We start from the raw sequence: 23,526 nt of genomic DNA, 5'->3' as shown, positions 1-23,526 counted from the left end.
CAACGCGCAGGATCGGCAGCGGCGCCCGCCGCGCGGCGCTTTCGGAACGGGTCCCATAACGAAGAAAGGGCCGGCATTGCTGCCGGCCCTTTCTCGATCAGAGGTCCGCGCCCTTACTGGCTGCCCGGCGCACCCAGCGTCGCCCAGGCCTTCATCACCTTGTCAAAGGCTTCCGCGCCCGCGGTGCCCTTGTCGAGCGTAATCAGCGCGCGGCGGCCATTGCGATAGGTGATCGGAATGTCGATCCAGCTGCGGGTGCGCAGGAGGTCGATGTTCTTGGCGATCGCCTCAGGGAAGTCGTTGAGCGCGATCATGTGGAAGTCGTCGGTGATCTTTGCCGGCACGGCGATCAGCGCATCGCCGCGGTCCTGCTCCGTGCGCTTCATCGCCACGCGCTGCACGCTTTCGATGCCGCCGCCTTCGAAGTTCTCCGGCAGCGAAAAGACGAGTTCCACCAGATGGCTCGCTGGCAGCGAACGGTCGCCATTGCGGCGGAAGGTGATCAGTGCCGTCAAACCTTTCGAGGGCACATTGACCTGCGCGCGCACCACAGGTTCGGGCTTGGCATCGCCACCCGGCGACTCTTCCGCGCTCGACCATGCCACCGTGCCTTCGATCGCCGTCGGCGCCGTCTGGCCGAGGCGCTCCTCATAGAGGAACATCTTCTGCGTCACACCGAGCGCCGGCTGCTCACCGGTCGCAGCGGGCGTGCCGCCCTCGGTCGTCGTGGCGCCACCGGTACCGGCAGGGGTCTGCGCCGCGCCGTCGGTGGTGCCCGGGGTCGCTTCACCCGTCGTCGTGCCGCCGGCAGCGGCCGCGCCACCTTCCGTCGTCACGCCAGCCGTTTCCGGCGTCTGGGCGGCAACCGACTTGCCTTCCTCCGACGTCGCACCGTCAAGCGCGGCCGCCGGACCTTCATCTACCTCGGTGCCGTCCGTCAGGAGGCGTTGGGTGAACTTGCCGTTGGCGCTCGGGGTCGCCGCGGCGACCTCGGTGTTCGTCGTCGTGCCGCCGGCTCCGTCCGGCGTCTGGGCAGTCTCGCCCGACGTGGTGCTCGCCGGCAGATTGCGGCCGCCTTCGGCGGTTTCGTTCGTCTTCTGGGTTTCCGCCGGCGTCTCGGTGGAGGGAGCGGTGAACGCTGCAATGCGCTCGTTGACCCAGCCGTTCACCGTTTCGCGGTTGAACCAGTAGGCAGCACCCGCCCCGCCGACAATGGCGACCAGCGCCACCACGGCTGCAAGCGCCGCGACATTGATACGCGACTTGCGCGGCTCGGCGCGGAAGGAACGCTGCGGCGCCCGCGCCGTCTCCACGACGGGAGTGGACGGCGTCGCATCGGCAAACCCGGCCTCCGCCGCGACGGCCGCACCTGCTGCGGCCGCACCAGCCTTCGGGCTGTGGCCGAGAAGCTCGTCAAGATCGCCCCAATCCCGGGAAGACGTTGCCTGTCCCTGAACTGCCGCCGGCTGGGCAGCCTTCTCCTCCGGCCAGTCCCAGGCGAGCGGGTCGACAGGGGTCTCGGCCGGCTGAGCACGGTTCTCGGCGCTCACATCAGCAGCGCTCGCCTCGTTCCAGTTCCACTGGGCTTCGGCCGCGGGCATGCGAGCATCCGCCACCGGTTCGGCTTCGGGCGCATGCTCGTCATGCACCGGATAGGTCTGCGCCTGCGGCTCGACGGCCGCAGCCGTCTCCTCCGCATCGGTCTTGCGTGCAGATTCCTGCTCCGGCTCCTGCCAGGAGGGAACATAGTCATCGGCCGGTGCAGCCTCGACATGCCAGGACGGCTCGTTGTGCGCCTCGACGGCGGCTGGCTCCGCTTCCTCTTCGGCACGGTCTTCCGCAACGGGCTCGACAGGCTCGGATTCGGCATAGGCAGCCGGCATTTCTTCCGCCGGCGCCTCGGCGGCGGGCTCTTCCTCAGCGGTCTGCTCGTCCTCGTTGGGTTGCCCAACGGGCTCGGCAACAGGGTCTTCGTGATGCTCCGGCTCCCGCTCAGCCTCGGCAACGGCCTCCTCAGGCTCGGCAACGGCGGCGGTTTCTTCCGCCACCGGCTCCGGTTGCAACACCTCTTCGACGGGCTCGGGCGCGGCGTCGTCAGCCGGCAACGCCTCGGCGTGGTCCAGCTCGACGCTATCGATCGCCGCCTCAAGCTTGTCGAGCTGGCGTTTCACAAGGTCATCGGAAGGGCGCGGGTTCATGGATTCGAGCTGCCGGCGGACGGCACCGCGAGCCTTCTCGTAAACCTTCTGCCGCATCTCGGCATTGTTGTCCGAGAGGCCATCCACGGCCCTTCGAATGACTGCTACAAAATCCGCCATCAGAACTTTCCGTCGTGTCCGCTCGCTATCTCATTGGAATACGTCACGGAACTGGTGTTGAGCTTGAGATTAGTCCTCAAACGGGTCAGTCACAAGTATGGTGTCATCCCGCTCCGGACTGGTCGAAAGCAGCGCGACCGGGGCGCCGATCAGCTCTTCGACCTGGCGTACATATTTGATCGCCTGGGCCGGCAGATCCGCCCAGCTGCGCGCGCCGACCGTCGACTGCTTCCAGCCTTCGAGTGTGATATAGACCGGCTCGACACGGGCCTGTGCTGCCTGGTTGGCCGGCAGATAGTCGATCTCCTGGCCATCGAGCTTGTAGGCGACGCATATCTTCAGCTCATCGAGGCCGTCGAGAACGTCGAGCTTGGTGAGCGCGATGCCGGTGATACCAGAGGTCTTCACGGTCTGGCGGACAAGAACCGAATCGAACCAGCCGCAGCGGCGCGGACGTCCGGTATTGACGCCGACCTCGCGACCGACAGTCGAAAGATGCTTGCCGATCTCGTCATCGAGTTCGCAGGGGAACGGTCCCTCGCCGACACGGGTCGTGTAGGCCTTGGTGATGCCGAGCACGTAGCCGATCGCCGTCGGGCCGAGGCCGGAACCGGCGGCGGCTTGGCCTGCGACCGTGTTCGACGAGGTCACGAAGGGATAGGTGCCGTGGTCGTTGTCGAGCAGCGCGCCCTGCGCCCCTTCGAAAAGGATGCGGGAACCGGCCTTGCGGTGGTCGTCGAGAATGCGCCAGACCTGATCGACATAGGGCAGCACGCGGTCGGCGACGTCCGTGAGTTCCTTCTCGATCGATTCCACCGAGATTTCCGGCAGGCCGAGACCACGCCGCAGCGCATTGTGATGGGTCAGCAGCCGGTCGATCTTCGCCGGCAGCGCGTCCTTGTCGGCCAGGTCGATGGCGCGAATGGCGCGGCGGCCGACCTTGTCCTCATAGGCGGGGCCGATGCCGCGGCGCGTCGTGCCGATCTTCGTGCCGCTGTTGGAGGCGGCATCTTCACGGAAGCCGTCCAGGTCACGGTGCAGGGACAGGATGAGCGGGGCGTTGTCGGCGATGCGCAGGATCTCCGGCGTGATGTTCACGCCCTGGCCGCGCAGCTTCTCGATTTCCGCCACGAAGTGGTGGGGATCGACGACGACGCCGTTGCCGATGACGCTGAGCTTGCCGCGCACGAGGCCGGACGGCAGCAACGCCAGCTTGTAGCTGACACCATCGATAACAAGCGTATGACCTGCATTGTGGCCGCCCTGATAGCGGACGATGACATCCGCGCGTTCGGAAAGCCAGTCGACAATCTTGCCCTTGCCTTCGTCACCCCATTGAGATCCGACCACCACGACGTTCGTCATTTCATCTTTCCCGTTTTCGCGCGCGAGCGCTTTACTGTTACGCACACATGCGCGCGCGCCTGACACAAACCCGCGCATCTATACTGTGTTGTCTTTGGGAATGCGACCCTGTTATGACGGCCACAATCCGCTTTTTGCATGACATCTCGTGCTTTTTCACCTTATGTGAGGCGCCAGCCGGCCCGCCCTGCATGCATCCTTCCACCCACCGGACCCAGTTGCCTTGAACAGCAGAGCCTATTTCTACCTGTGCATCACCTCGCTTTTCTGGGGCGCGAACTCGGTGGCCGGCAAGCTTGCCGTCGGCCATGTCAGTCCGATGGTGCTGACCACCTTCCGCTGGATCGTCGCACTGAGCATCATCCTGATCCTCATGCTGCCGCAGGTGAAACGTGACTGGCCGGCGATCCGCAGGCACTGGCTGCAGCTGCTGCTCTACGGTGCCCTGGGCTTCACCGCCTTCAACGCCCTGCTCTATACGGCGCTCGGTTATACCAGCGCCATCAATGCCGTCATCGAGCAGGCCGGCATCCCCATGCTGATCTTCGTCTTCAACTTCGTGCTCTTCCGCATCCAGGCCTCGATCGCGCAGGTCCTCGGCTTCACCGTCACGCTGGTCGGCGTTCTGGTAACAGCCTCTCATGGCGAATTCTCGACTTTGGCGGAACTCGAATTCAACTTCGGCGATGCATTGATGCTCGGTGCCTGCATCGTCTACGCCGCCTATACGGTCTCGCTGCGCTGGAAACCGGAGATGCACTGGCAGAGCTTCATCGCCGCCCCGGCCTTCGGCGCGCTGCTCAGTGCCATTCCACTCTTCTTCTGGGAAGTATCGCGCGGCGCCGCCATCTTCCCGGATACGACCGGCTGGGCCATCGTGCTCTATGCCGGCATCTTTCCTTCCCTGCTCTCGCAGGTGCTCTATGTACGCGGCGTGGAGATGATCGGCGCCAACCGGGCCGGCCTCTTCATCAATGCCATCCCGGTCTTCGGCACGATTCTGTCCGTGGCCCTTGTCGGCGAGACCATGCACATGTTCCATGTCGTCGCACTTCTTCTCGTGCTCGGCGGCATCGCGATAGCCGAATGGGGGCGACCGAAAGAGAAGAAGACCTGACAGATGTTAGAAATGACCTGTAAGAACCTGTAATCGCAGGACGTTCATCCCTAAAACTGGGGCCGTCACTTAAATCTTGTTTAGATTTTTAATGTTGCACTCGCCGTCAGCATGGATCTATTCGAGTTTCAAGTCGTGAAAAACATCCGCATTTCCACCCGCATCTATCTGCTCACCGCCATGGCGCTGTTCTTCATGGCTACCGCCATGATCTACAAGACACAGGCCGCCAACGAGGAGGTGAACGACGAGCGCCGCCAGATGCTGCGCAACGTCACGGAATCCGCCATCTCCGTCATCGCCTCCTATGACAAGCTGGCCAAGGACGGCGCGCTTTCCGAAGAGGAAGCCAAGACGCGCGCCGTCGCCGACGTCATGGCCATGCGCTTCGGCGAAGGTGGCTATTTCTTCATCAACTCCTTCGACGGCATGATGGTGGCGCATCCGCTGAACGCCAAGCTGATCGGCACGGATGTGCGCGGGCTGAAGGACACGCAAGGCAAGGCCTTCAACATCGAGCTGATCCAGCTCGCCCAAAACCCCGGCAGCGGCTTCGTCGACTACTATTGGGACAAGCCGGGCCAGAGTGAACCGGTCGAGAAGTTCTCCTATATCCAGGGCTTCAAGCCCTGGGGCTGGGGTATCGGCACCGGCGTCTATGCCGACGACCTTGCCGCGAAGTATTATGCGTCGCTGACGACGACGATCGCCATCACGTTGCTTGCCGGCGCTGCAACGCTTCTCGCCGCACTCGCCATCGGCCGCTCGATCAGCCGTCCAATCAACCGCCTGAAGGACGTGATGCTCGAAGTCTCGCGCAACCAAACGCACTCCACCGTGCCGGATACCGACCGCAAGGACGAGATCGGCAACATGGCCGATGCACTCGTGCTGCTGCGCAACTCCGTCATCGAGCGCAACGAGCTGGAAATCCGCCAGCGCGAGCAGCAGGGTCTGCTCGACGGCGAGCGCAGTGCCAACGAGGAGCGCCAGGCGGCCGTCGCCCGCAGCCAGTCGCGTGTCGTCGAAACCATCGGCTCCGCACTGGAACGCCTCGCCCAGGGTGATCTCACCGTCGATGTGCCGGACCTTGGCCGCGACTATGAAAAGCTCCGCCGTGACTTCAACGGTGCCACCGATGCCCTGAAATCGACCATCGCGGCCATCGCGGAATCCACAGCCGTGGTAAACGGCAGTGCGGGCGAGATCAGCCGCGCAGCCAACGACCTGTCACAGCGCACCGAACAGCAGGCCGCCTCGCTGGAGGAGACCGCCGCCGCACTCGACGAGATCACCGCCGCCGTGCAGAACTCCACCGCGCGCGCAGAGGAAGCCAAGCGCATGGTTTCCGAAGCCCGCGCCGGCGCCGCAAAGTCGAGCGAAGTCGTGCGCAACGCGATCAACGCGATGGGCCGCATCGAGCACTCCTCTTCCAAGATCGGCGAGATCATCGGGGTCATCGACGACATTGCCTTCCAGACGAACCTGCTCGCGCTCAACGCCGGCGTGGAAGCGGCCCGTGCGGGCGAAGCCGGCAAGGGCTTTGCCGTCGTCGCCCAGGAAGTGCGCGAGCTCGCCCAGCGTTCAGCCAATGCAGCCAAGGAGATCAAGACGCTGATCAACGCCTCCACGACGGAGGTCTCGGCCGGCGTCAACCTCGTCGAGGAAACCGGCAGTTCGCTCGCCGATATCGAACGCCGTGTCAACGATATCAACGAGCGCATCGTCGCCATCGCGACCGCAGCGCAGGAACAGGCCGTCGGCCTTCGGGAAATCAACACCGCCGTCAACCAGATGGACCAGATGACCCAGCAGAACGCTGCGATGGTTGAAGAAACCTCGGCCGCCAGCCAGACGCTGGCGCAGGAAAGCGGCCAGCTCGCCGGCCGCATCGCCCACTTCCAGCTGGCCGGCTCCGGCCGCGGCGAGATGCGCCGCACTGCCTGACCGCCGCAGCACACCTCAACGAAAAGGCCCGCCGGAGACATCCGGCGGGCCTTTCTGTTCGTCTTGGGAGGACGACGATCAGTCGACGTTGAAGACCAGCGACTTGACCTGGCGGATCGCCGGGTTGGCGCGAAGCTTGTTCATCACGTCTTCGGAAACGGCGGCATCGACATAGAGCAGCGCGATGGCGTCACCGCCCTGCTTGTCACGGCCGAGCTGGAAGTTGGCGATGTTGACGCCGCCTTCGCCCAGCGTGGTGCCGATGAAGCCGATCATGCCGGGAACGTCGGTGTTGGTGATGTAGACCATGTGGTTGCCCACATCGGCGTCGAGGTTGATGCCCTTGATCTGAATGAAGCGCGGCTTGCCGTCGGAGAAGACCGTGCCGGCGATCGAGCGGGTCTGGTTGGCCGTCGTCACCGTCAGACGGATATAACCGTCGAAAACGCCCGACTTGTCGCGCTTGACCTCGGAGAGGATGATGCCCTTTTCCTTGATCATGATCGGCGCGGAGACCATGTTGACGTCGGCGACCTGCGAGCGGATGAGACCGGCAAGCACCGCGCTGGTCAGCGCCTTGGTGTTCATCGAAGCCGTCGCGCCGTCGTAGAGGATCTCGATTTCCTTGATCGCGCTTTCCGTGACCTGGCCGACGAAAGCGCCGAGCACGTCGGCAAGCCGGATGAACGGCTTCAGGATCGGTGCTTCCTCAGCGGTGATCGACGGCATGTTGATGGCGTTGGAGACAGCACCGCGCACCAGGTAATCCGACATCTGCTCGGCGACCTGCAGGGCGACGTTCTCCTGCGCTTCCGTGGTGGAAGCGCCGAGATGCGGCGTGCAGACGACGTTCGGCAGGCCGAAGAGCGGGCTTTCCTTGGCAGGCTCGACCTCGAAGACGTCGAAGCCGGCGCCGGCGACCTTGCCGGACTTCAGCGCTTCGGCAAGGTCCGCCTCGACGACGAGACCGCCGCGGGCGCAGTTCACGATGCGCACGCCGTCCTTCATCTTGGCGATGGCCGCCGCGTCGATGATGTTGCGCGTCTTGTCCGTCAGCGGCACATGCATGGTGATGAAATCGGCTTCGGCAAAGAGTTCGTCGAGCTCGACCTTCTTCACGCCCATCTCCTCGGCGCGCTCCTTGGAGAGGAACGGGTCATAGGCGATGACGTGCATCTTGAGGCCGATGGCGCGCGAGCAGACGATCGAGCCGATATTGCCGGCGCCGATGACGCCGAGCGTCTTGCCGGTAATCTCGACGCCCATGAACTTCGACTTCTCCCACTTGCCGGCCTGCGTGGAGCTGTCGGCGGCCGGAAGCTGGCGGGCGACGGCGAACATCAGCGCGATGGCGTGTTCCGCCGTGGTGATCGAGTTGCCGAACGGCGTGTTCATGACGATGATGCCGCGGCGCGAGGCGGCCGGGATATCGACATTGTCGACGCCGATGCCGGCACGGCCGATGACCTTGAGGTTGGCAGCAGCAGCGATCAGCTTTTCCGTCGCCTTGGTGGCGGAGCGGATGGCGAGGCCGTCATAGTTGCCGATGATTTCGGCGAGCTTGTCCTTGTCCTTGCCGAGCTGCGGCTGGAAATCGACGTCTACGCCGCGATCGCGAAAGATCTGGACGGCGGTTTCCGACAGTTCGTCGGATACGAGTACGCGAGGTGCCATGAGAGGCCTCCTTCAATTGAGTCTAGGGAGATGAGATCAAAGGTGGCTTCGCCCAGAGGACGAAGCCGGTCGCGAAAAAATCAGGCCGCAGCCTTGGCCAGCGTCGCCTTCTGGGTCTCGAAAGCCCAGGTCAACCAGGGCATCAGCGCCGCAAGATCAGCCGTGTCGATGGTCGCACCGGTCCAGATTCGCAGTCCCGACGGAGCGTCGCGGTAGGCGCCGATGTCGTAGGCGACACCTTCCTTGTCGAGCAGGGCAACGAAACCCTTGGCGAAAGCGGCCTGTGCATCGGCGTCGAGCGCCAGCACGTCCTTGTCGGCAATCGTCAGGCAGACCGAGGTGTTGGAGCGCGTCGCCGGGTCCTTGGCGAGGTTGGCGATCCAGTCGTTCTTCTCGGCGAAGTCGAAGATGACCTTGGCATTGGCGTCGGCGCGGGCCATCAGGCCCTTGAGTCCGCCGACCTGCTTTGCCCAGAGGAGCGCATCGATATAGTCCTCGACGCAGAGCATGGAGGGCGTGTTGATCGTCTCGCCCTGGAAGATGCCCTCGATGATCTTGCCGCCCTTGGTCATGCGGAAGATCTTCGGCATCGGCCAGGCCGGCGTGTAGCTTTCGAGACGCTCGACAGCACGGGGCGACAGGATGATGACGCCATGCGCGCCCTCGCCGCCCAGAACCTTCTGCCAGGAGAAGGTGACGACGTCGAGCTTCGCGAAGTCGAGGTTCTGCGCGAAGGCGGCCGAGGTCGCATCGCAAATGGTGAGGCCCTGACGGTCGGCCGGGATGAAGTCGGCGTTCGGGACGCGGACGCCCGAGGTGGTGCCGTTCCAGGTAAAGACCACGTCACGGTCGAAATCGATCGTGGAAAGGTCGGGAAGCAAGCCGTAGTCGGCCGTAATCTTGCGCGTGTCGGGAAGCTTCAGCTCCTTCGCGACATCCGAGACCCAGCCCGAACCGAAGCTTTCCCAGGCGACCATGTCTACGCCGCGCGGGCCGAGCAGCGACCACAGCGCCATCTCGACGGCACCGGTATCGGAGGCCGGCACGATGCCGATGCGGTAATCATCAGGCACTTCCAGGATTTCACGGGTAAGGTCGATGGCCTGTTTGAGCTTGGTCTTGCCGATCTTGGCGCGGTGCGAACGACCGAGCGGAGCATCGGAAAGCGCGTCGAGCGACCAGTTGGGGCGCTTCGAGCAAGGGCCAGAAGAGAAATGGGTATTGTTCGGACGCACGTCCGGCGGTGTGACGGTCTTCGTCATGATCGCTATCCTTCCAGATAGATAGCCCTTCGTTGGGGAAGGGTGTCCCGCCGCCGTGAATATGGAAGAGCCGCTCTCAAGTCAAGCGGAATATGTCGGAAACGAAAAATGATCCGGCGCAAAGGAAACGGCGCGCCGATTTCCCGACGCGCCGTTGCACAAGACAAAAGGGGTCGCTTACCAGGTGGAGACGCGGATACCGGCACGGAATTCGTGCTTCTGGAACCCCTCGTCACGTCCCTTGACGCTGACGGTGCCGACACCGGGCACGTCGGCACTGCCGCCGAAGGCCTTGCCGCCCGCCATGTCGGAGAAGCGGTAGCCGAGATCCAGCTTGACGCGTTCGGTGAGATCGATGGCGGCGCCCGCCATCAGCGCATAGGTGAAGCGCCAGCTGTCGTCGCCCTTCACGCGGATCTCGTCGAAGGTCGCGCCCGCGCAGGATCCCGTGTCGTTCCGGCAGTTCGCGTTGGTCCGGAAGCTGTCCCATTTCATGTAGGTCACGCCTGCACCCGCGCCGACATAGGGCGTTATGCCGGCATAGGTTCCGAGATCCACATAGCCGTTGGCGAGGAAGTTGGCCGCGCTGTAATCCGCCTTCTGGCCGAGACGGCAGGTCGTGCCCGCCGGGGCGGTGATGCAGGGCGAATCGAGGCTCGAGCTGCCGCGCAGCGAGCCGTTGAAGAAATCCGTCGTCAGGTCGGCGCGCAGGAAGTTGTTGAACTGGTAACCCATGCCCACGCCATAGGACACGGGTTTCGAGAAGCGGGCATTGTCGAAATCGCCTTCCGCGAAGGTCGCACCGAAGGCGTCGATCCGGTAGTTCGGCTTGTCGTGCTTGACCCAGCCGGAATAACCGAGGTCGCCGCGGATGTACCAGCCCTCGGCCACCGTGCTGCCGGAAACATCGATTTCCGGCGCATTGATGATGTCGAGATCGCTCGCTGGCGCACTCGTCGCGACGAGGCCGGCAAGAACGGCAATACCAAGCGGTGCAATGCGGCGGAACATGGTCTCGATCCCTCAAGGCCGGACAGGCCGGCGGTTGCGTGATGGGCGCACGACCACGCATCCTTAGGAGATCGCTGCCCTACACCATTGGTTAACCATAAATCTTAAGGCATGAAGAAACGGTTAAGTACCGGGATCCACAGCACGTTCCGAAATGCGAAAGGCCGCCCGGAGGGCGGCCTTGCAGGACAATCGAAAGAACGGGCTTACTTGTAAACCGGCTGTTCGATCGGGATTTCGACCGGCGGGATATAGGCCTGCTGGTCGCAGCCGTTGAAGGAGTAGCGCAGACCCGCACGCGCTTCGTGGCTGTAGAAGCCCTTATCGTAGCCCGGGCCGCCGCCGGCATTGAAGCCGAACATGTCGCCCTTGGTGACGTGGCGGAAGCGATAGCCGACGTCGGCCTTCAGGTTGCAGGTGACATCGACGGAGGCGCCGGCCATCAGCGCGTAGGTGAAGCGCCAGCTCTTCCGGCCACGGTGATCGAAGCTCGGGTCGCAGTTGGTCGGGTCGCCCGTTTCGCACGAGGTGTTCTTGAGGCCCTTCCAGTTCACATAGGTGCCGCCGATACCCGCGCCGACATAGGGCGTCACGATACCGTAGGTGCCGATGTCGACATAGGCGTTGGCGAGCAGGCTGAGGGCCGTCAGCGAGGAGACGTCGGTCGAGGTGCAGTTCACCGCAACGCCGCAACCGCCCGTCGTCGAGCCTTTGAACTTGGACTTGAACATGTAGTCGAGCGTCACGTCCGTGCGGAAGTGGTCGTTGATCTGGTAACCGACACCACCGCCGATGGTAAAGCCGCTCTTCAGGCGCGTGGAATCGAAGCTGCGATAGGTATCGTTCGAGCCCTGATAGAAGTTGGCCCCGCGCATCTTGTTGTAGGACCAGCCCATGTCACCGCGCAAATACCAGCCGCCCGTCTCGATGACGGTTTCCTGCACCGGCGCTTCGATGACCTCCGGCTGGTAGATGTCGGCCGCATAACCCGACGTGCCCGTCAGCAGGACGGCAACCACGCCACTCAAAACTTTCCTCATGGCCTTGCTCCAATAGGCTTTGCTTGGGTTGGCCGGCGCGCCGGATTCCAAGTCCCTCGATCAGGCATGGATAATGGCGAGGAAAGGTTAAGGGGCGATTAACTACAAACATTTACCGTATTTGTTAATGGCCGTTCATGAATTCGGTAAACAACAAATAAAAATCGAAGGATTTTCACGACAACCGCCACCACGACTTACCGATAAAAGAAAAGGCCGAAGCAATGCTTCGACCCTCTCAAGAAATACGCGGCGGAGCGGCTCAGGCGGCGTTGCGTACAGCGCCGATCACGTCCACCAGCTCATCGACGATGCGCTCCACCTGCGCCCGGTCGTCACCTTCCGCCATCACGCGGATCAGCGGCTCGGTGCCGGAGGGGCGGATGAGGAGGCGGCCATTGCGGGCAAGTTCGCTTTCTGCGTCGGCGATCGCCTGGCGAACGGTGGCGTCCTCCAGCGGCTGACCGGCCTTGATCCGCACGTTTTTCAACACCTGCGGCACCGGCTCGAAGCGATTGCACACCTCGCTGACCGTCTTGCCGCTGCGCTTGACGCAGGCGAGCACCTGGAGGGCGGCGACGAGGCCGTCGCCAGTCGTACCGAAATCGGACAGCACGATATGGCCGGATTGTTCGCCGCCGACATTGTAGTCGTGCTGGCGCATGTGCTCGACGACATAGCGGTCGCCGACCTTGGTGCGCTGGAGGCTGAGGCCCTGGCCGGTGAGGAAACGTTCGAGACCGAGATTGGACATGACGGTCGCGACAATGCCGCCACCACGCAACATGCCGTCCGCCGCCCAGCTTTCGGCAATAGCGGCCATCAGCTGGTCGCCGTCGATGATCTTGCCGTTCTCGTCGATGACCTGCACGCGGTCGGCATCGCCGTCGAGCGCGATGCCGATATCGGCGCGCACCTCGTGCACCTTGCGCTGCAGGGTTTCGGGATGGGTGGAGCCGCAGTCGAGATTGATGTTGAGGCCGTCGGGCTCATGGCCGATCGTCACGACGTCGGCGCCGAGTTCCCAGAGGGCAGCAGGCGCAACGCGGTAGGCGGCGCCGTTGGCGCAGTCGATCGCAACGCGCAGGCCTTTCAACGTCGTGTCGCGCGGCAGCGTGCGCTTGGCATGCTCGATGTAGCGGTCATGCACACCATCGATACGCTTTGCCCGGCCGATCTCGGCGGATTTGGCGAGCTGCGCCGTGATGTCCTTGTCGAGCAGCTCCTCGATCTCCATCTCGATTTCGTCGGAGAGCTTGTAGCCGTCGGGGCCGAAGAGCTTGATGCCGTTGTCGTAAAACGGGTTGTGCGAGGCGGAGATCATCACGCCGATATCGGCGCGCAGCGAGCGCGTGAGCATGGCGACGGCAGGCGTCGGGATCGGGCCGAGGATGAAGGCATCGATACCGGCGGCGGTGAAGCCGGCGACCATGGCGTTTTCCAGCATGTAGCCGGAAAGGCGCGTGTCCTTGCCGATCACCACCCGGTGGCGGTGCGCGCCGCGGCGAAAGATCGTGCCGACGGCGATGCCGACCCGCATGGCAAGGTCGGGCGTCATCGGGAAGATGTTGGATTGTCCCCGGATACCGTCCGTGCCGAAATAACGACGTTTCATGTTCACTCCTGAAATCGCCGGCCTGGGCGGCGCTTTGCGCTACGCCCTGCTCTGGCTTTTTGTCTCTACGCAATTCCGGACGCAAAACCGCTGCGCACGTTTTCCGGAACGGCTTTCGCATTCAATCTGCCGCACCCGCACACCCATTTCAGGGCAGAAGGTAACGATAAATCCGCGCGGTAATCCAATCCTTAAAACGGCGTAGAGCTATCACCTTTCTTTGCCACAAAAGCCGGCAAAGGACAGCCACCCGAATATCAGAATTCATTACAGTCCGTTACCAAAGGAAAACGGCCGGGATAGACTTCCCGGCCGTTTTCAACTCCGTTGGGCGCTGTCTTTATTGCGGCTGCGGTTCAAGCCCGCCTTCCGCCTCGCCGCCCTTCTTGTGGCCGGCCTTCGGTACGGCGGAGCCACGGTGCGGCGGCGTGTCGTCGCCAAGATCGCGCGCCGGCTTCTCGCCGCGGATAAGCGCCTTGATCTCGTCACCCGTCAGCGTCTCGTATTCGAGCAGGCCTTCGGCCAGCGCCACGAATTCGTGGTTCTGCTCGGTGATGATGCGCTTGGCCTCGGTGTAGGCCTCGTCGATCAGGCGGCGGATCTCGTTGTCGATCTTCTGCGCCGTCGCCTCGGAGACGTTCTTCTGCTGCGCAACCGAATGACCGAGGAAGACCTCCTGCTGGTTCTCGCCATAGGCGACCTGGCCGAGCTGGTCGGAGAAGCCCCACTGGGTGACCATCGCGCGGGCCAGCTTCGTCGCCTGCTCGATATCCGAAGAGGCACCAGAGGTGATGTTATCCTTGCCGAAGGTGATTTCTTCGGCAACCCGGCCGCCCATCATGATGGCAAGGCGCGAGACCATCCACTTGTAGCTCATCGAGTAGCGATCGCCCTCGGGAAGCTGCATGACCATGCCGAGCGCACGGCCGCGCGGAATGATCGTCGCCTTGTGCAGGGGATCGGCGAGCGGCACCTTGAGCGCGACGATGGCGTGGCCGGCCTCGTGGTAGGCGGTGAGCTTCTTTTCCGCCTCGGTCATCGCCGAAGAGCGGCGCTCGGCGCCCATCATGATCTTGTCCTTGGCGTCCTCGAACTCCTGCATGGTGACGAGGCGCTTGTTGCGGCGCGCGGCCATCAGGGCAGCTTCGTTGACGAGGTTCATGAGGTCGGCACCGGAGAAGCCGGGCGTGCCACGGGCGAGAACCTTGAGATCGACATTCGGGGCGAGTGGCACGTTGCGCACATGCACCTTCAGGATGCGCTCGCGGCCGACGATATCAGGGTTCGGCACGACGACCTGGCGGTCGAAACGGCCGGGACGCAGCAGCGCCGGGTCGAGAACGTCGGGACGGTTGGTCGCGGCGATCAGGATGATGCCTTCATTGGCCTCGAAGCCGTCCATCTCGACCAGGAGCTGGTTCAGCGTCTGCTCGCGTTCGTCATTGCCGCCGCCGAGGCCCGCGCCACGGTGACGACCGACAGCGTCGATTTCGTCGATGAAGATGATGCAGGGCGCGTTTTTCTTGGCCTGCTCGAACATGTCGCGCACGCGGCTTGCGCCGACGCCGACGAACATCTCGACGAAGTCCGAACCGGAAATGGTGAAGAACGGCACATTGGCCTCACCCGCGACGGAGCGCGCCAGCAGCGTCTTGCCGGTGCCGGGCGGGCCGACGAGCAGCACGCCGCGCGGAATGCGGCCGCCAAGGCGCTGGAACTTCTGCGGATCGCGCAGGAATTCGACGATTTCCTCGAGATCCTGCTTGGCTTCGTCGACGCCCGCGACGTCAGCGAAGGTGACGCGGCCGTGCGCTTCGGTCAGAAGCTTCGCCTTGGACTTGCCGAAACCCATCGCGCCGCGCGAGCCGCCCTGCATCTGGCGCATGAAGAACAGCCAGACGCCGAGGATCAGCAACATGGGCAGCAGCGTGCCGATATAGCTGAGGAACCCGGACGAACCGTCCGTTTCCGGCCGTGCGCTGACGACGACGTTCTTCGCTTCAAGTCGCTGGACGAGCGAGTTGTCGCCGGTCGGCGCATAGGTCTGGAAGGTCGCGCCAGTCTCGACATAGCTGCCGACGATCTTTTCACCGGTGATGACGACTTCCTTCACCCGGCTCGAGTCCACCTCTTTGAGGAACTGCGAATAGGGGATTTCCCGCGAGCCGGTCTGCGCCGGGCTCGTCTGGAACATGCTGAACAGCGCGATCAGCAAAAGGGCGATAATCGCCCACAGGGCGAAGTTGCGGAAATTGGGATTCATCGAACGTTCCGGGCACTTTCCCGGCCGGAGTTTCCCGGCCGCTTCTCTGTCGCCTAACATAGGGTCGCCTTGCGGCCTTGCCAAGGCAAAGCGCACAGGGTCAGGGCTTTTCTCTCAATATCGTCAACGACGCGCACGGCCCTACAGCCGGCCGCCATCGACATTGCCTCTATCTTACCACAACGCTTTCGTGCGCGCCTTCATTCGTTCGGCGGAGACGAAAACGGCACAGACCCGAGAATTCCTGCCAATGCATTGGCAAGCGGAAGGTCGAAACGCGGCAGGAAACGGACATGGGGCGCGACCAGCGGCCCCAGAATGGCGAGATCCGCCGGCACGCGCGCTCCGTCCTCGAATTTCAGACGCGGCGCGGCGCGGCTGGCGCGCAGGGCAGCGCCGGTCAATCCCGCATCATCCCCTCGCCCTGCCCCGCTGCCGAAAGCCGACACGGTGATCGCCCGGCTGGCGCGGTTGACGACACGGTATCGCCCATCCCAGACGGCCGTCGCTCCCGCCGGAAGGACAAGGGTCTCGATGCCCCGGCATTCGCGATAGAGGAAAAGACCATCGCGCCGGCGATCGAAGACAACGCGGCCGGCGGTCAGCCGCGACAGTGTGCCGCTGGCAAGGAAGCTTCGCAGGCGCTCGGCCGATGCCGTTTCAAGAGTATGAACCCGCCCACCCGCCGCTGCCGCCAACAGCAGGAGGCCGCGCCAGGCGCCCGCATCGGTGAGGAGCGTGCCGATCGCCGCCGATTCCAGCACAAAAGCGGCGCCTTCCGCCCGGGCGTTTCCGGTGAGGAAGATTGCGGCCTGCCGGGAAAGCAGCGCCCTGTCCTTGCCCGCGTGATCGGGCAGAACGCCGCGCGCCCGGATACGGACGCGCTCGAAACGAGGATTGTCGTTGCTCGGATCGTCACGCCAGCTTTCGCCGCGCGCCGCAAGGAAAGCACGGACGGCCGCCCGGTCGAGGGCGAGGAACGGCCGCAGCAGCCAGACCGCACCGTTCAACAGAACGGCATCCGCCATCCCGGAAAGGCCGATCCCCTCCGCAGATCGCGCGGCACGCATCGCCACGGTCTCGCTCTGATCGTCGCGCGTGTGCGCCGCAAGGATGGCATCGGCTCCCATGTCCACGGCAGCAGCAGCAAGAAGGTCGTAGCGCTTGGCGCGGGCCGCAGCCTGCAAGCCAGAATGCGGCTTTCCTCCCTCCCAACGGCGAACGCTGTGCCCAATACCGTAGCGCGCGCAGAGTGCGCCGACCCAAGCAGCCTCCTCAGCCGAGCCGGGGCGCAGGTCGTGGTCGATCGTGCAGGCGGAAAGGGTGATGCCGGGAAAGCGCCCGGTCGCGCAAAGCGTGGCGAGGGCCACGAGCAATCCGGTTGAATCGCTGCCACCGGATATGGCGACGAGCAGATGCGCAGGGCGTTTGAAACTGTTCAGAAAACGGCTGGCTACCTCGACGACGGGATCGTCCGCGCGGGCCATGGCGTTTCTTCCGTCCGCAGTCAGCAGGACAGGCGGCTCTGTTCGGAGGAGACCTTGGTCTTCACGGCCTTGGAAGCGTCGGGATAACGCTTGTTCACCTCGCGCAGCGTGGCGCAGGCGGTTTCACGGTTGTCGAGCGCGGCAAGCGACATGCCGAGCTTCAGCAGCATTTCCGGCGCCTTCTTCGACTTGCTGAACGTCTGGTGCGCGTTGAGGAAAGTCTTGGCGGCGTCGTTGAAATTGCCTTGCGAATATTGCGCCTCGCCCAGCCAGAAATTGGCGTCGGCCGCCTTCTCGCCTTTCGGGAAGATGTCGAGATAGTCGCGGAATTCGCGTTCGGCGAGCTGGTAGTCGCCGGAAAGCACATGGCCGTAGGCCACCTGGTAGAGGTCGTCGGGATTGTCGAGCGAGGCGGACGACGACTGCGAGGCCTGCGGCAGGCCGTCCTCGACGCCCGGCAGCGTGTTGTCGTTGCCGATCGAGGCGCTCTGGTTGTTGAGGTCCGGATTGGTCTCCGCACCGATCGGGTTGCCGTTCTCGTCGAAACGGATGGACCCCAGTTCCTGCGGCTGCGCACCACCGCCCGTGTTCTGGTTACCCGCGGTCTGGTTCCGCGTGTCGGCTCCGGCGGGATCATCCGCCGGCACCCTGTTCGAGGCGATCTGCTGGTCGGCCGTGCCGCCATTCACCGGCTTTTCAAGGGCGCCGCTCTTGCCGGAGCCACTCTTGCCGCTTTCGAGATCCTGGAAGCGATATTCGTTGTCTTCCTGCGCCTTGCGAATCTGCTCCTGCATCTGGAGGAGCTGGTAGCTCATTTCCTCGATCCGGCCATTGAGGCTGCGGATCTGTTCTTCGAGCTGCCCGACGCGCGGATCCATGGCCTGCGCGAGGATAACCTCACCCGTTTCCATCCGTTCGTTCTTTGCCGGCAGAAAACCGTTGGCAAGCGGGAAAAGCGGCGATGCGCTGATCGGCCCGACCATGCCTGCTACCGCTGCCAGACTGAGAACGCCTGCCGCGACAAGTTTCTTCATCTATCTTCGTCCTGTTGGTCCCATTGTACGCCGAAGCGCTGCCGAAGAGTTTTCCAAATACTCTCAAAAAGCAACGGAGTTCGGCCAAAGTATGTTGAAAAAAGAAAGGCGGCCTCTCGGCCGCCTTTCCCGCATCCTTCCGAAGAAGGAATTACATGCCGGCGCCACCAAGAACGGTCACGGCGCGGCGGTTCTGCGACCAGCAGGAAATATCGTCGCAGACGGCGACCGGCTTTTCCTTGCCGTAGGAGATCGTCTTGATACGGTTTGCCGGGATACCGCGCGACGCGAGGTACTGGCGGGTCGAAGCTGCACGGCGTGCGCCGAGCGCCAGGTTGTATTCACGCGTGCCGCGTTCGTCAGCATGGCCTTCGACCGTGATCCCGTAGTTCGGGTACTTCTGCAGCCACTGGGCCTGACGGTCGAGCGTCGCTGCGGCGTCGGCACGGATCGAAGTCGAGTCCGTGTCGAAGAAGATGCGGTCGCCGACATTGACGGTGAAGTCCTGCTGCGAGCCCGGCGTCGCGGCACCAGCGCCGCCATTGAGGCCGAGGTCACCGGCATTGTTCGGCATGTTCTTCTTGGAGGCGCAGCCAGCAAGTGCCAGGCTCATGAACAGGGCGATCATTGCCGGATTGCGGGCGATGGTCTGCATGCGGCCAGCGGCCGGGGAATGAATGCGGCTCATGAGCCGGTCTCCTTGCATCAGTTCTTGCGTCAAGTTCGTTGAAGCGTCGGTTTCAATCAGGGTTGCCAGACTGTAACCGCGGTCGGTTAATCCGCGTTCAACGTTTATGGTTAACGATTGCTTGTAAGACCGTCCCCGGCCCCCGCGCATCAAATGGAGACGGGCCTGCCGCGTCTCGCTGCCGCCTGATTTACAGGACTTTGCGGCAAGAACGCGGCAGGCCCGCCTCATATGTGTTGCTATTCCAGAAGCGGCGACCAGGCCGGGTCGGAAGCAAAGCCCTTGGTCTGCACGGCCTGTTCGTTGTAGCCGGAAAGGTCGATCGAATAGATCTGCGGGCCGCCGGCGCCGGCCGGCTGGCGGAAGAACATCAGCACGCGGCCGTTCGGCGCCCAGGTCGGGCCTTCATTGTGGAAGCCCGATGTCAGGATGCGCTCGCCCGAACCATCCGTCTTCATCACGCCGATCGAGAACTTGCCGCCCGACTGCTTGGTGAAGGCGATGAGATCGCCGCGCGGAGACCAGACCGGCGTGGAGTAGGAACCGTCACCGAACGAAACGCGGCGCTGGTTGGAGCCGTCGGCACCCATCACATAGAGCTGCGGCCTGCCGCCCCGGTCGCTTTCGAACACGATCTGCGTGCCGTCAGGCGAATAGGAGGGTGCGGTATCGATCGCCGCCGTCGAAGTGAGACGCGTCGTCGTGCGCGAGCGCAGGTCCATCGTATAGATGTTGGCATTGCCTTCCTGCTGCAGGCTCATGATGACCTTCTGGCCATCCGGCGAGAAGCGCGGCGAGAAGGTCATGCCCGGGAAATTGCCGACCACTTCGCGCTGTCCCGTCTCCAACTGGAGCAGGTAGACGCGCGGCTGGTTGCCCTCGAAGGACATGTAGGTGATTTCCTGGCGGCTCGGCGAGAAGCGCGGCGTCAAGACCAGCTCGTTGGAATTGGTAAGGGCCCGGGCGTTGAAGCCGTCCTGGTCCATGATGGCGAGCTGGCGCTTGCGGGCGTTCTTCGGGCCGCTTTCGGCGACATAGACGATGCGGGTGTCGAAGTAGCCCTTTTCGCCTGTCAGGCTCTCATAGATCGCATCGGCGATGATATGCGCCACACGGCGCCAGTTTTCCGGCTGGGTATAGAACTGCTGGCCGGTGATCTGTTTGCCGGCGAAGGTGTCCCAGAGACGGAATTCGGCGCGCAGGCGGCCATCGCCTTCCTGCGTCACGCGGCCCGTGACGAGGGCCTGCGCATTGATGACCTTCCAGTCGTCGAAGCGCGGTGCCTGGTCCGGGTTGGCGATCTTCTCGATGAAGGCCTGTTTGTTGACCGGCGCGAAGAGGCCGGACCGCTTCAGGTCCGCCGCGATCACGTCGGTGATGCGCTGGCCGAGATCGCCACCGGCGATGAAGTCGGTAACGGCGATCGGCAACGGCTCGACATTGCCCTTGTTGATGTTGATTTCCACGAGCGCCCAGGCCTGCGGCAGGGAGGCCGCAAGGCCGGTCAGCACGACCAGCAAACGGAGAAGAGTGCGTCTGAACATAAATCTAGGCCTTCCTAGTTCTTACATCATCTGGCTGGGGTCGAAGTTCACGACGACTTCGCTCCAGGCGTCATATTTTTCTGGCGGCAGGCCCTTGAAGGGCCGCGATTTCATGATGGCGCGGCGGGCACCGCCGGCCAGCGCCCGGCGCGCGGAATCCGAACCGCCCGTCGCCACCACTTCCGGCTCGCCGATGATGTCGCCGTTCTGGTCGAGCTGCATCTTGACCTGGATGCGCACGTCGGCGGAGTCGGCAAGGCCGGGAATGATCGACCAGTTGTTCTGGATCTGGCCGCGCAGGGCGTCCATTTCGCTCAGCGACAGTTTCGTGCCGCTCGTCGTCTTCTTGCCGCCGAGCGCGGCCTGCTCCTGCGAGCGTTTCGCGCCGCCGCCGGCCGCTTTTTCCTTGTTGAGAAGCGCAGCGATCTCGTCCGAGTTGAAATCGCTTTCGTTCAGCGAGCTCGCCTTTTCCTGCTTCTTCTTCTGGTCCTTCTTGCGGTCGGGCGTCTTGGCGGTCTCGGCCTTCGCCGTCTCCACCTTCTTCTCGGCCGGCTTTTCCGCGGTCTCGGTCTTCTTCGTCTCGACCTTCGGCTTCATTTCGGGAAGCGGGATCTTGTCCGGCAGCGCCTCGGCGTCCTCGACTTCGGCTGGCTTTTCCTCGGACGGCGTCGCCTCGGGCTTCGGGTCCGGCTTGACCTCCTGCTTGGTCTCGGGAAGCGCGGCGACCTCGGTCGAGGGCTCGCTGGCAGTCTCTTCCTGCTTCACGTCCTCGACAGGCTTGGTGTCCGGCGTCTGCACGACCTTTTCGGCCTTTTCCGGCGCGGCAGCGGTCTCGATATCGCGCGGCTTTTCCTCCGGCGTCGGCAGGTTCTTCAGGTCGACATCGTTTTCGCCGGCGTTTTCCGCATTCTCGACCGGCGTCTGCTTCTTGGTCGGAACAGGCGCGGCCTTTTCCTTCAGCTCGGCTTTCTTGTCGCCCTGCTGGATCTGCGTCAGCTCCTCGATCGACACGATATCGACCGGCATCGCCTCGACATTGGCGACGTCGAAACTTTCAGGACTGCCGAGCGAAACCAGCGCCCAGGTGAGAACCAGGGAGTGGATGACGGCGGATGTGGCGAGACTGCCCTTCATGGCGTGCGATCACGTGTCCGGTTTCTGCTCGGTGACGAGGCCGATATTGGTGAATCCGCCCGCCTGGATGCGCGACATCACGTCGGCGATGACGCCGTACGGCGCCGTGCCGTCGCCCCGCACGAAGACGCGCTCGGTATAGCCCGTCGTCGCTACGGCCTGGAGCTTGGCGGCGATCTCGTCGACAGGGATCGGCGTTTCCTGCAGGTAGACCTGGCCGTCCGCCTTGACGGAAACGGTGATCGGCTGCGTATCGGCGTTCAGGGCCTTGGCCTGCGTCTTCGGCAGGTCGAGCGGCACGCCGACAGTCATCAGCGGCGCGGCCACCATGAAGATGATGAGCAGCACGAGCATGACGTCGACGAACGGCGTCACGTTGATCTCGCTCATCGGGGCCTTCTTGCCTCCGCCGCGACGGCGGCGGCCACCGCCCGCATTTTTCGCTCCGACTGACATGCCCATGGGGTCGTCTCCGTCTTTCTAAAGGCCGGTCACTGCGCCGCGGCGCGCGGCTGCAGCTTTTCATCGATCTGGCGCGACAGGATGGCGGAGAACTCGTCCGCGAACCCTTCCATGCGCGCCGTCAGCTTGCCGGCATCGGCAGAGAACTTGTTGTAGGCAATAACCGCCGGAATTGCGGCAAGGAGGCCGATGGCGGTGGCGAGAAGCGCTTCGGCGATGCCGGGTGCCACAACCGCAAGGCTCGTCTGCTTGGATCCGGCAATCGCCTGGAACGAGGTCATGATGCCGACAACCGTACCGAAGAGGCCGACGAAGGGTGCCGCCGAACCGATGGTGGCGAGCGAGCCGAGGCGCGCTTCCAGCGTTTCGGATTCGCGTGACAACGTCACGTCCATGGCCCGGTCGATACGCATCTGCAGGCCGATCGGCGATCGCGCCCCGCGCTCGAAGCTCTTTTTCCATTCGCGCATCGCTGCGACGAAGATGGCGCTCATGCCCGACGTCTGGCGGTCGGAGAGCGTACGATAAAGCTCTTCCAGCGACTGCCCGGACCAGAAGACCTGCTCGAAGCTGTCGAGCTGGCGACGCGCCTTTCCGTAGCTCACCGTCTTGTCGACGACGATGGCCCAGGTCCAGACGGACGCGGCGATGAGGCCGAGCATGACCAGCTTCACGACGAACCCGGCCTGCATGAAGAGACCCCACAGGGTCACATTATGCGCCGCTTCCAAACCCACTTGTTCCATAGACCTATGTCCCCGAATCCAAACACCCGGCACGGGCCCTTGCGGCTCGAACCGGGTAACATTCACGCCTTCGCGGTCTCCTGGGAGGTGGATCTCGCATCGGCATTCACAAACAAGACGTTGCCAGGAGGATTAGATCCGCACCCGCTCCGCATGTCCGTCAAGAATGTCCGGTTGATGCCGCCGGCCGCCATGCCGGTCAAACGCTTACAACCTGCCTTCTTCACGGCAATTTTGGTTAAAGGATGACGTGCAGTGCACAAAACCATCCTCATGGAGCGAGTAAGACATCATTATGGTTAAGGGAGTGTTACTGCCGATGTATCCCGGCCACGTCCTGCGCTTTCGCAAGGAACCGCGCCGCAAGCCCCTCCGGCAGGCGCCGCGGCCGGCCCGCGGAATTGATGACCGCGATGATGACGCGGGCGGCGATCAGAAGCTGCTCGCCGCGACGGATCTCCTGGTTGAGGATCATCTTCGCCCCGCCGGCCTTTTCCGTCGAGGTGAGGATGGTCAGGATGTCGTCCATGCGCGCCGGCGCCTTGAAGTCGATCTCCATGCGGTGCACGACAAAGACCAGACCCTCGCGGTCCTCTTCCAGAATGAGGCTGCCCTGTTCGACACCGAGCAGGCGGAGGTAATCCGTACGCCCGCGTTCCAGAAAATGCAGGTAGCGGGCGTGATAGACGACGCCGGAAAAATCCGTGTCCTCATAGTAGACCCGCTGTGCAAGCCGGTGTCCGGCGTGCGTGAGCTCGCCCGAGAGATGGTGATTGTAATCCGTCATGGCGCTTCTCTTCCGCAAAGCGCCCGCAATTG

Annotated in this window: 18 protein-coding genes; 2 read left to right on the top strand and 16 right to left on the bottom strand. The window is 63.5% G+C overall.

The genetic code is table 11. The features are described 5' to 3' along the window. Positions 1-113: 113 nt before the first annotated feature. Both P9A16_RS02010 and P9A16_RS02005 read right to left on the bottom strand, forming a co-directional pair. Positions 114-2,318, bottom strand: a complete 2,205-nt coding sequence (locus P9A16_RS02010; protein WP_278025514.1) for a hypothetical protein — start codon at positions 2,316-2,318, stop codon at positions 114-116. 69 nt (positions 2,319-2,387) lie between these two features. Beyond that, complete coding sequence (locus tag P9A16_RS02005) at positions 2,388-3,683, bottom strand: adenylosuccinate synthase (RefSeq protein ID WP_023517014.1); 1,296 nt, start codon at positions 3,681-3,683, stop codon at positions 2,388-2,390. A gap of 223 nt (positions 3,684-3,906) precedes the next feature. On the opposite strand from P9A16_RS02005, the gene P9A16_RS02000 reads away from it, so the two are divergent. Beyond that, positions 3,907-4,800: a DMT family transporter gene (locus tag P9A16_RS02000; protein WP_024270819.1), complete on the top strand. Its 894-nt coding sequence runs from the start codon at positions 3,907-3,909 to the stop codon at positions 4,798-4,800. A gap of 135 nt (positions 4,801-4,935) precedes the next feature. Beyond that, a complete protein-coding gene (locus P9A16_RS01995) occupies positions 4,936-6,747 on the top strand; it encodes a methyl-accepting chemotaxis protein (protein WP_037407927.1) in 1,812 nt (603 codons plus the stop codon). A 78-nt stretch (positions 6,748-6,825) separates the two neighbouring features. Here P9A16_RS01995 and serA read toward each other — a convergent pair whose 3' ends face one another. The 14 genes from serA to ybgC form a co-directional block, all read right to left on the bottom strand. Then, on the bottom strand, positions 6,826-8,421 hold the full coding sequence (gene serA, locus P9A16_RS01990) for a phosphoglycerate dehydrogenase (protein ID WP_023513696.1): 1,596 nt from the start codon (positions 8,419-8,421) through the stop codon (positions 6,826-6,828). An 80-nt stretch (positions 8,422-8,501) separates the two neighbouring features. Beyond that, a complete protein-coding gene (locus tag P9A16_RS01985; protein WP_023513695.1) occupies positions 8,502-9,683 on the bottom strand; it encodes a phosphoserine transaminase in 1,182 nt (393 codons plus the stop codon). Positions 9,684-9,860: 177 nt separating this feature from the next. Further along, entirely contained in the window at positions 9,861-10,694 is an 834-nt protein-coding gene (locus tag P9A16_RS01980; RefSeq protein ID WP_023513694.1) for an outer membrane protein, read from the bottom strand. 206 nt (positions 10,695-10,900) lie between these two features. Continuing rightward, the gene (locus tag P9A16_RS01975; protein WP_023513693.1) at positions 10,901-11,734 is read right to left on the bottom strand and encodes an outer membrane protein; all 834 of its coding nucleotides are present in this window, start codon (positions 11,732-11,734) and stop codon (positions 10,901-10,903) included. 262 nt (positions 11,735-11,996) lie between these two features. Further along, positions 11,997-13,349 carry a phosphoglucosamine mutase gene (gene glmM, locus P9A16_RS01970; protein WP_278025513.1) on the bottom strand — a complete coding sequence of 451 codons (1,353 nt, stop codon included), beginning with the start codon at positions 13,347-13,349 and terminating at the stop codon, positions 11,997-11,999. 340 nt (positions 13,350-13,689) lie between these two features. After that, entirely contained in the window at positions 13,690-15,612 is a 1,923-nt protein-coding gene (gene ftsH / locus P9A16_RS01965) for an ATP-dependent zinc metalloprotease FtsH (protein WP_023516766.1), read from the bottom strand. A gap of 200 nt (positions 15,613-15,812) precedes the next feature. Then, positions 15,813-17,099 (bottom strand): tRNA lysidine(34) synthetase TilS, encoded by a 1,287-nt coding sequence (tilS, locus tag P9A16_RS01960; protein WP_024271173.1) that lies wholly within the window; start codon positions 17,097-17,099, stop codon positions 15,813-15,815. Between the two features lie 20 nt (positions 17,100-17,119). Then, a complete protein-coding gene (gene ybgF / locus P9A16_RS01955) occupies positions 17,120-18,133 on the bottom strand; it encodes a tol-pal system protein YbgF (protein WP_023515468.1) in 1,014 nt (337 codons plus the stop codon). 151 nt (positions 18,134-18,284) lie between these two features. Continuing rightward, the gene (gene pal, locus P9A16_RS01950; protein ID WP_023515469.1) at positions 18,285-18,821 is read right to left on the bottom strand and encodes a peptidoglycan-associated lipoprotein Pal; all 537 of its coding nucleotides are present in this window, start codon (positions 18,819-18,821) and stop codon (positions 18,285-18,287) included. A 239-nt stretch (positions 18,822-19,060) separates the two neighbouring features. Further along, complete coding sequence (tolB, locus tag P9A16_RS01945) at positions 19,061-20,365, bottom strand: Tol-Pal system beta propeller repeat protein TolB (protein ID WP_023514590.1); 1,305 nt, start codon at positions 20,363-20,365, stop codon at positions 19,061-19,063. Positions 20,366-20,386: 21 nt separating this feature from the next. Next, positions 20,387-21,499, bottom strand: a complete 1,113-nt coding sequence (locus P9A16_RS01940) for a cell envelope integrity protein TolA (RefSeq protein WP_023514591.1) — start codon at positions 21,497-21,499, stop codon at positions 20,387-20,389. 9 nt (positions 21,500-21,508) lie between these two features. Then, positions 21,509-21,961 carry a protein TolR gene (gene tolR / locus P9A16_RS01935; RefSeq protein ID WP_023514592.1) on the bottom strand — a complete coding sequence of 151 codons (453 nt, stop codon included), beginning with the start codon at positions 21,959-21,961 and terminating at the stop codon, positions 21,509-21,511. Between the two features lie 29 nt (positions 21,962-21,990). Further along, on the bottom strand, positions 21,991-22,707 hold the full coding sequence (gene tolQ / locus P9A16_RS01930) for a protein TolQ (RefSeq protein WP_023514593.1): 717 nt from the start codon (positions 22,705-22,707) through the stop codon (positions 21,991-21,993). A 310-nt stretch (positions 22,708-23,017) separates the two neighbouring features. After that, on the bottom strand, positions 23,018-23,494 hold the full coding sequence (ybgC, locus tag P9A16_RS01925) for a tol-pal system-associated acyl-CoA thioesterase (protein WP_023512180.1): 477 nt from the start codon (positions 23,492-23,494) through the stop codon (positions 23,018-23,020). Between the last annotated feature and the right edge of the window lie 32 nt (positions 23,495-23,526).

Origin of the sequence: Shinella sp. 838, from assembly GCF_029623935.1 — a bacterium.
Classification (GTDB): Bacteria; Pseudomonadota; Alphaproteobacteria; order Rhizobiales; family Rhizobiaceae; genus Shinella.
The sequence above is the reverse complement of the archived record's forward strand: the minus strand, read 5'-3'. Positions and strand labels throughout refer to the sequence as shown.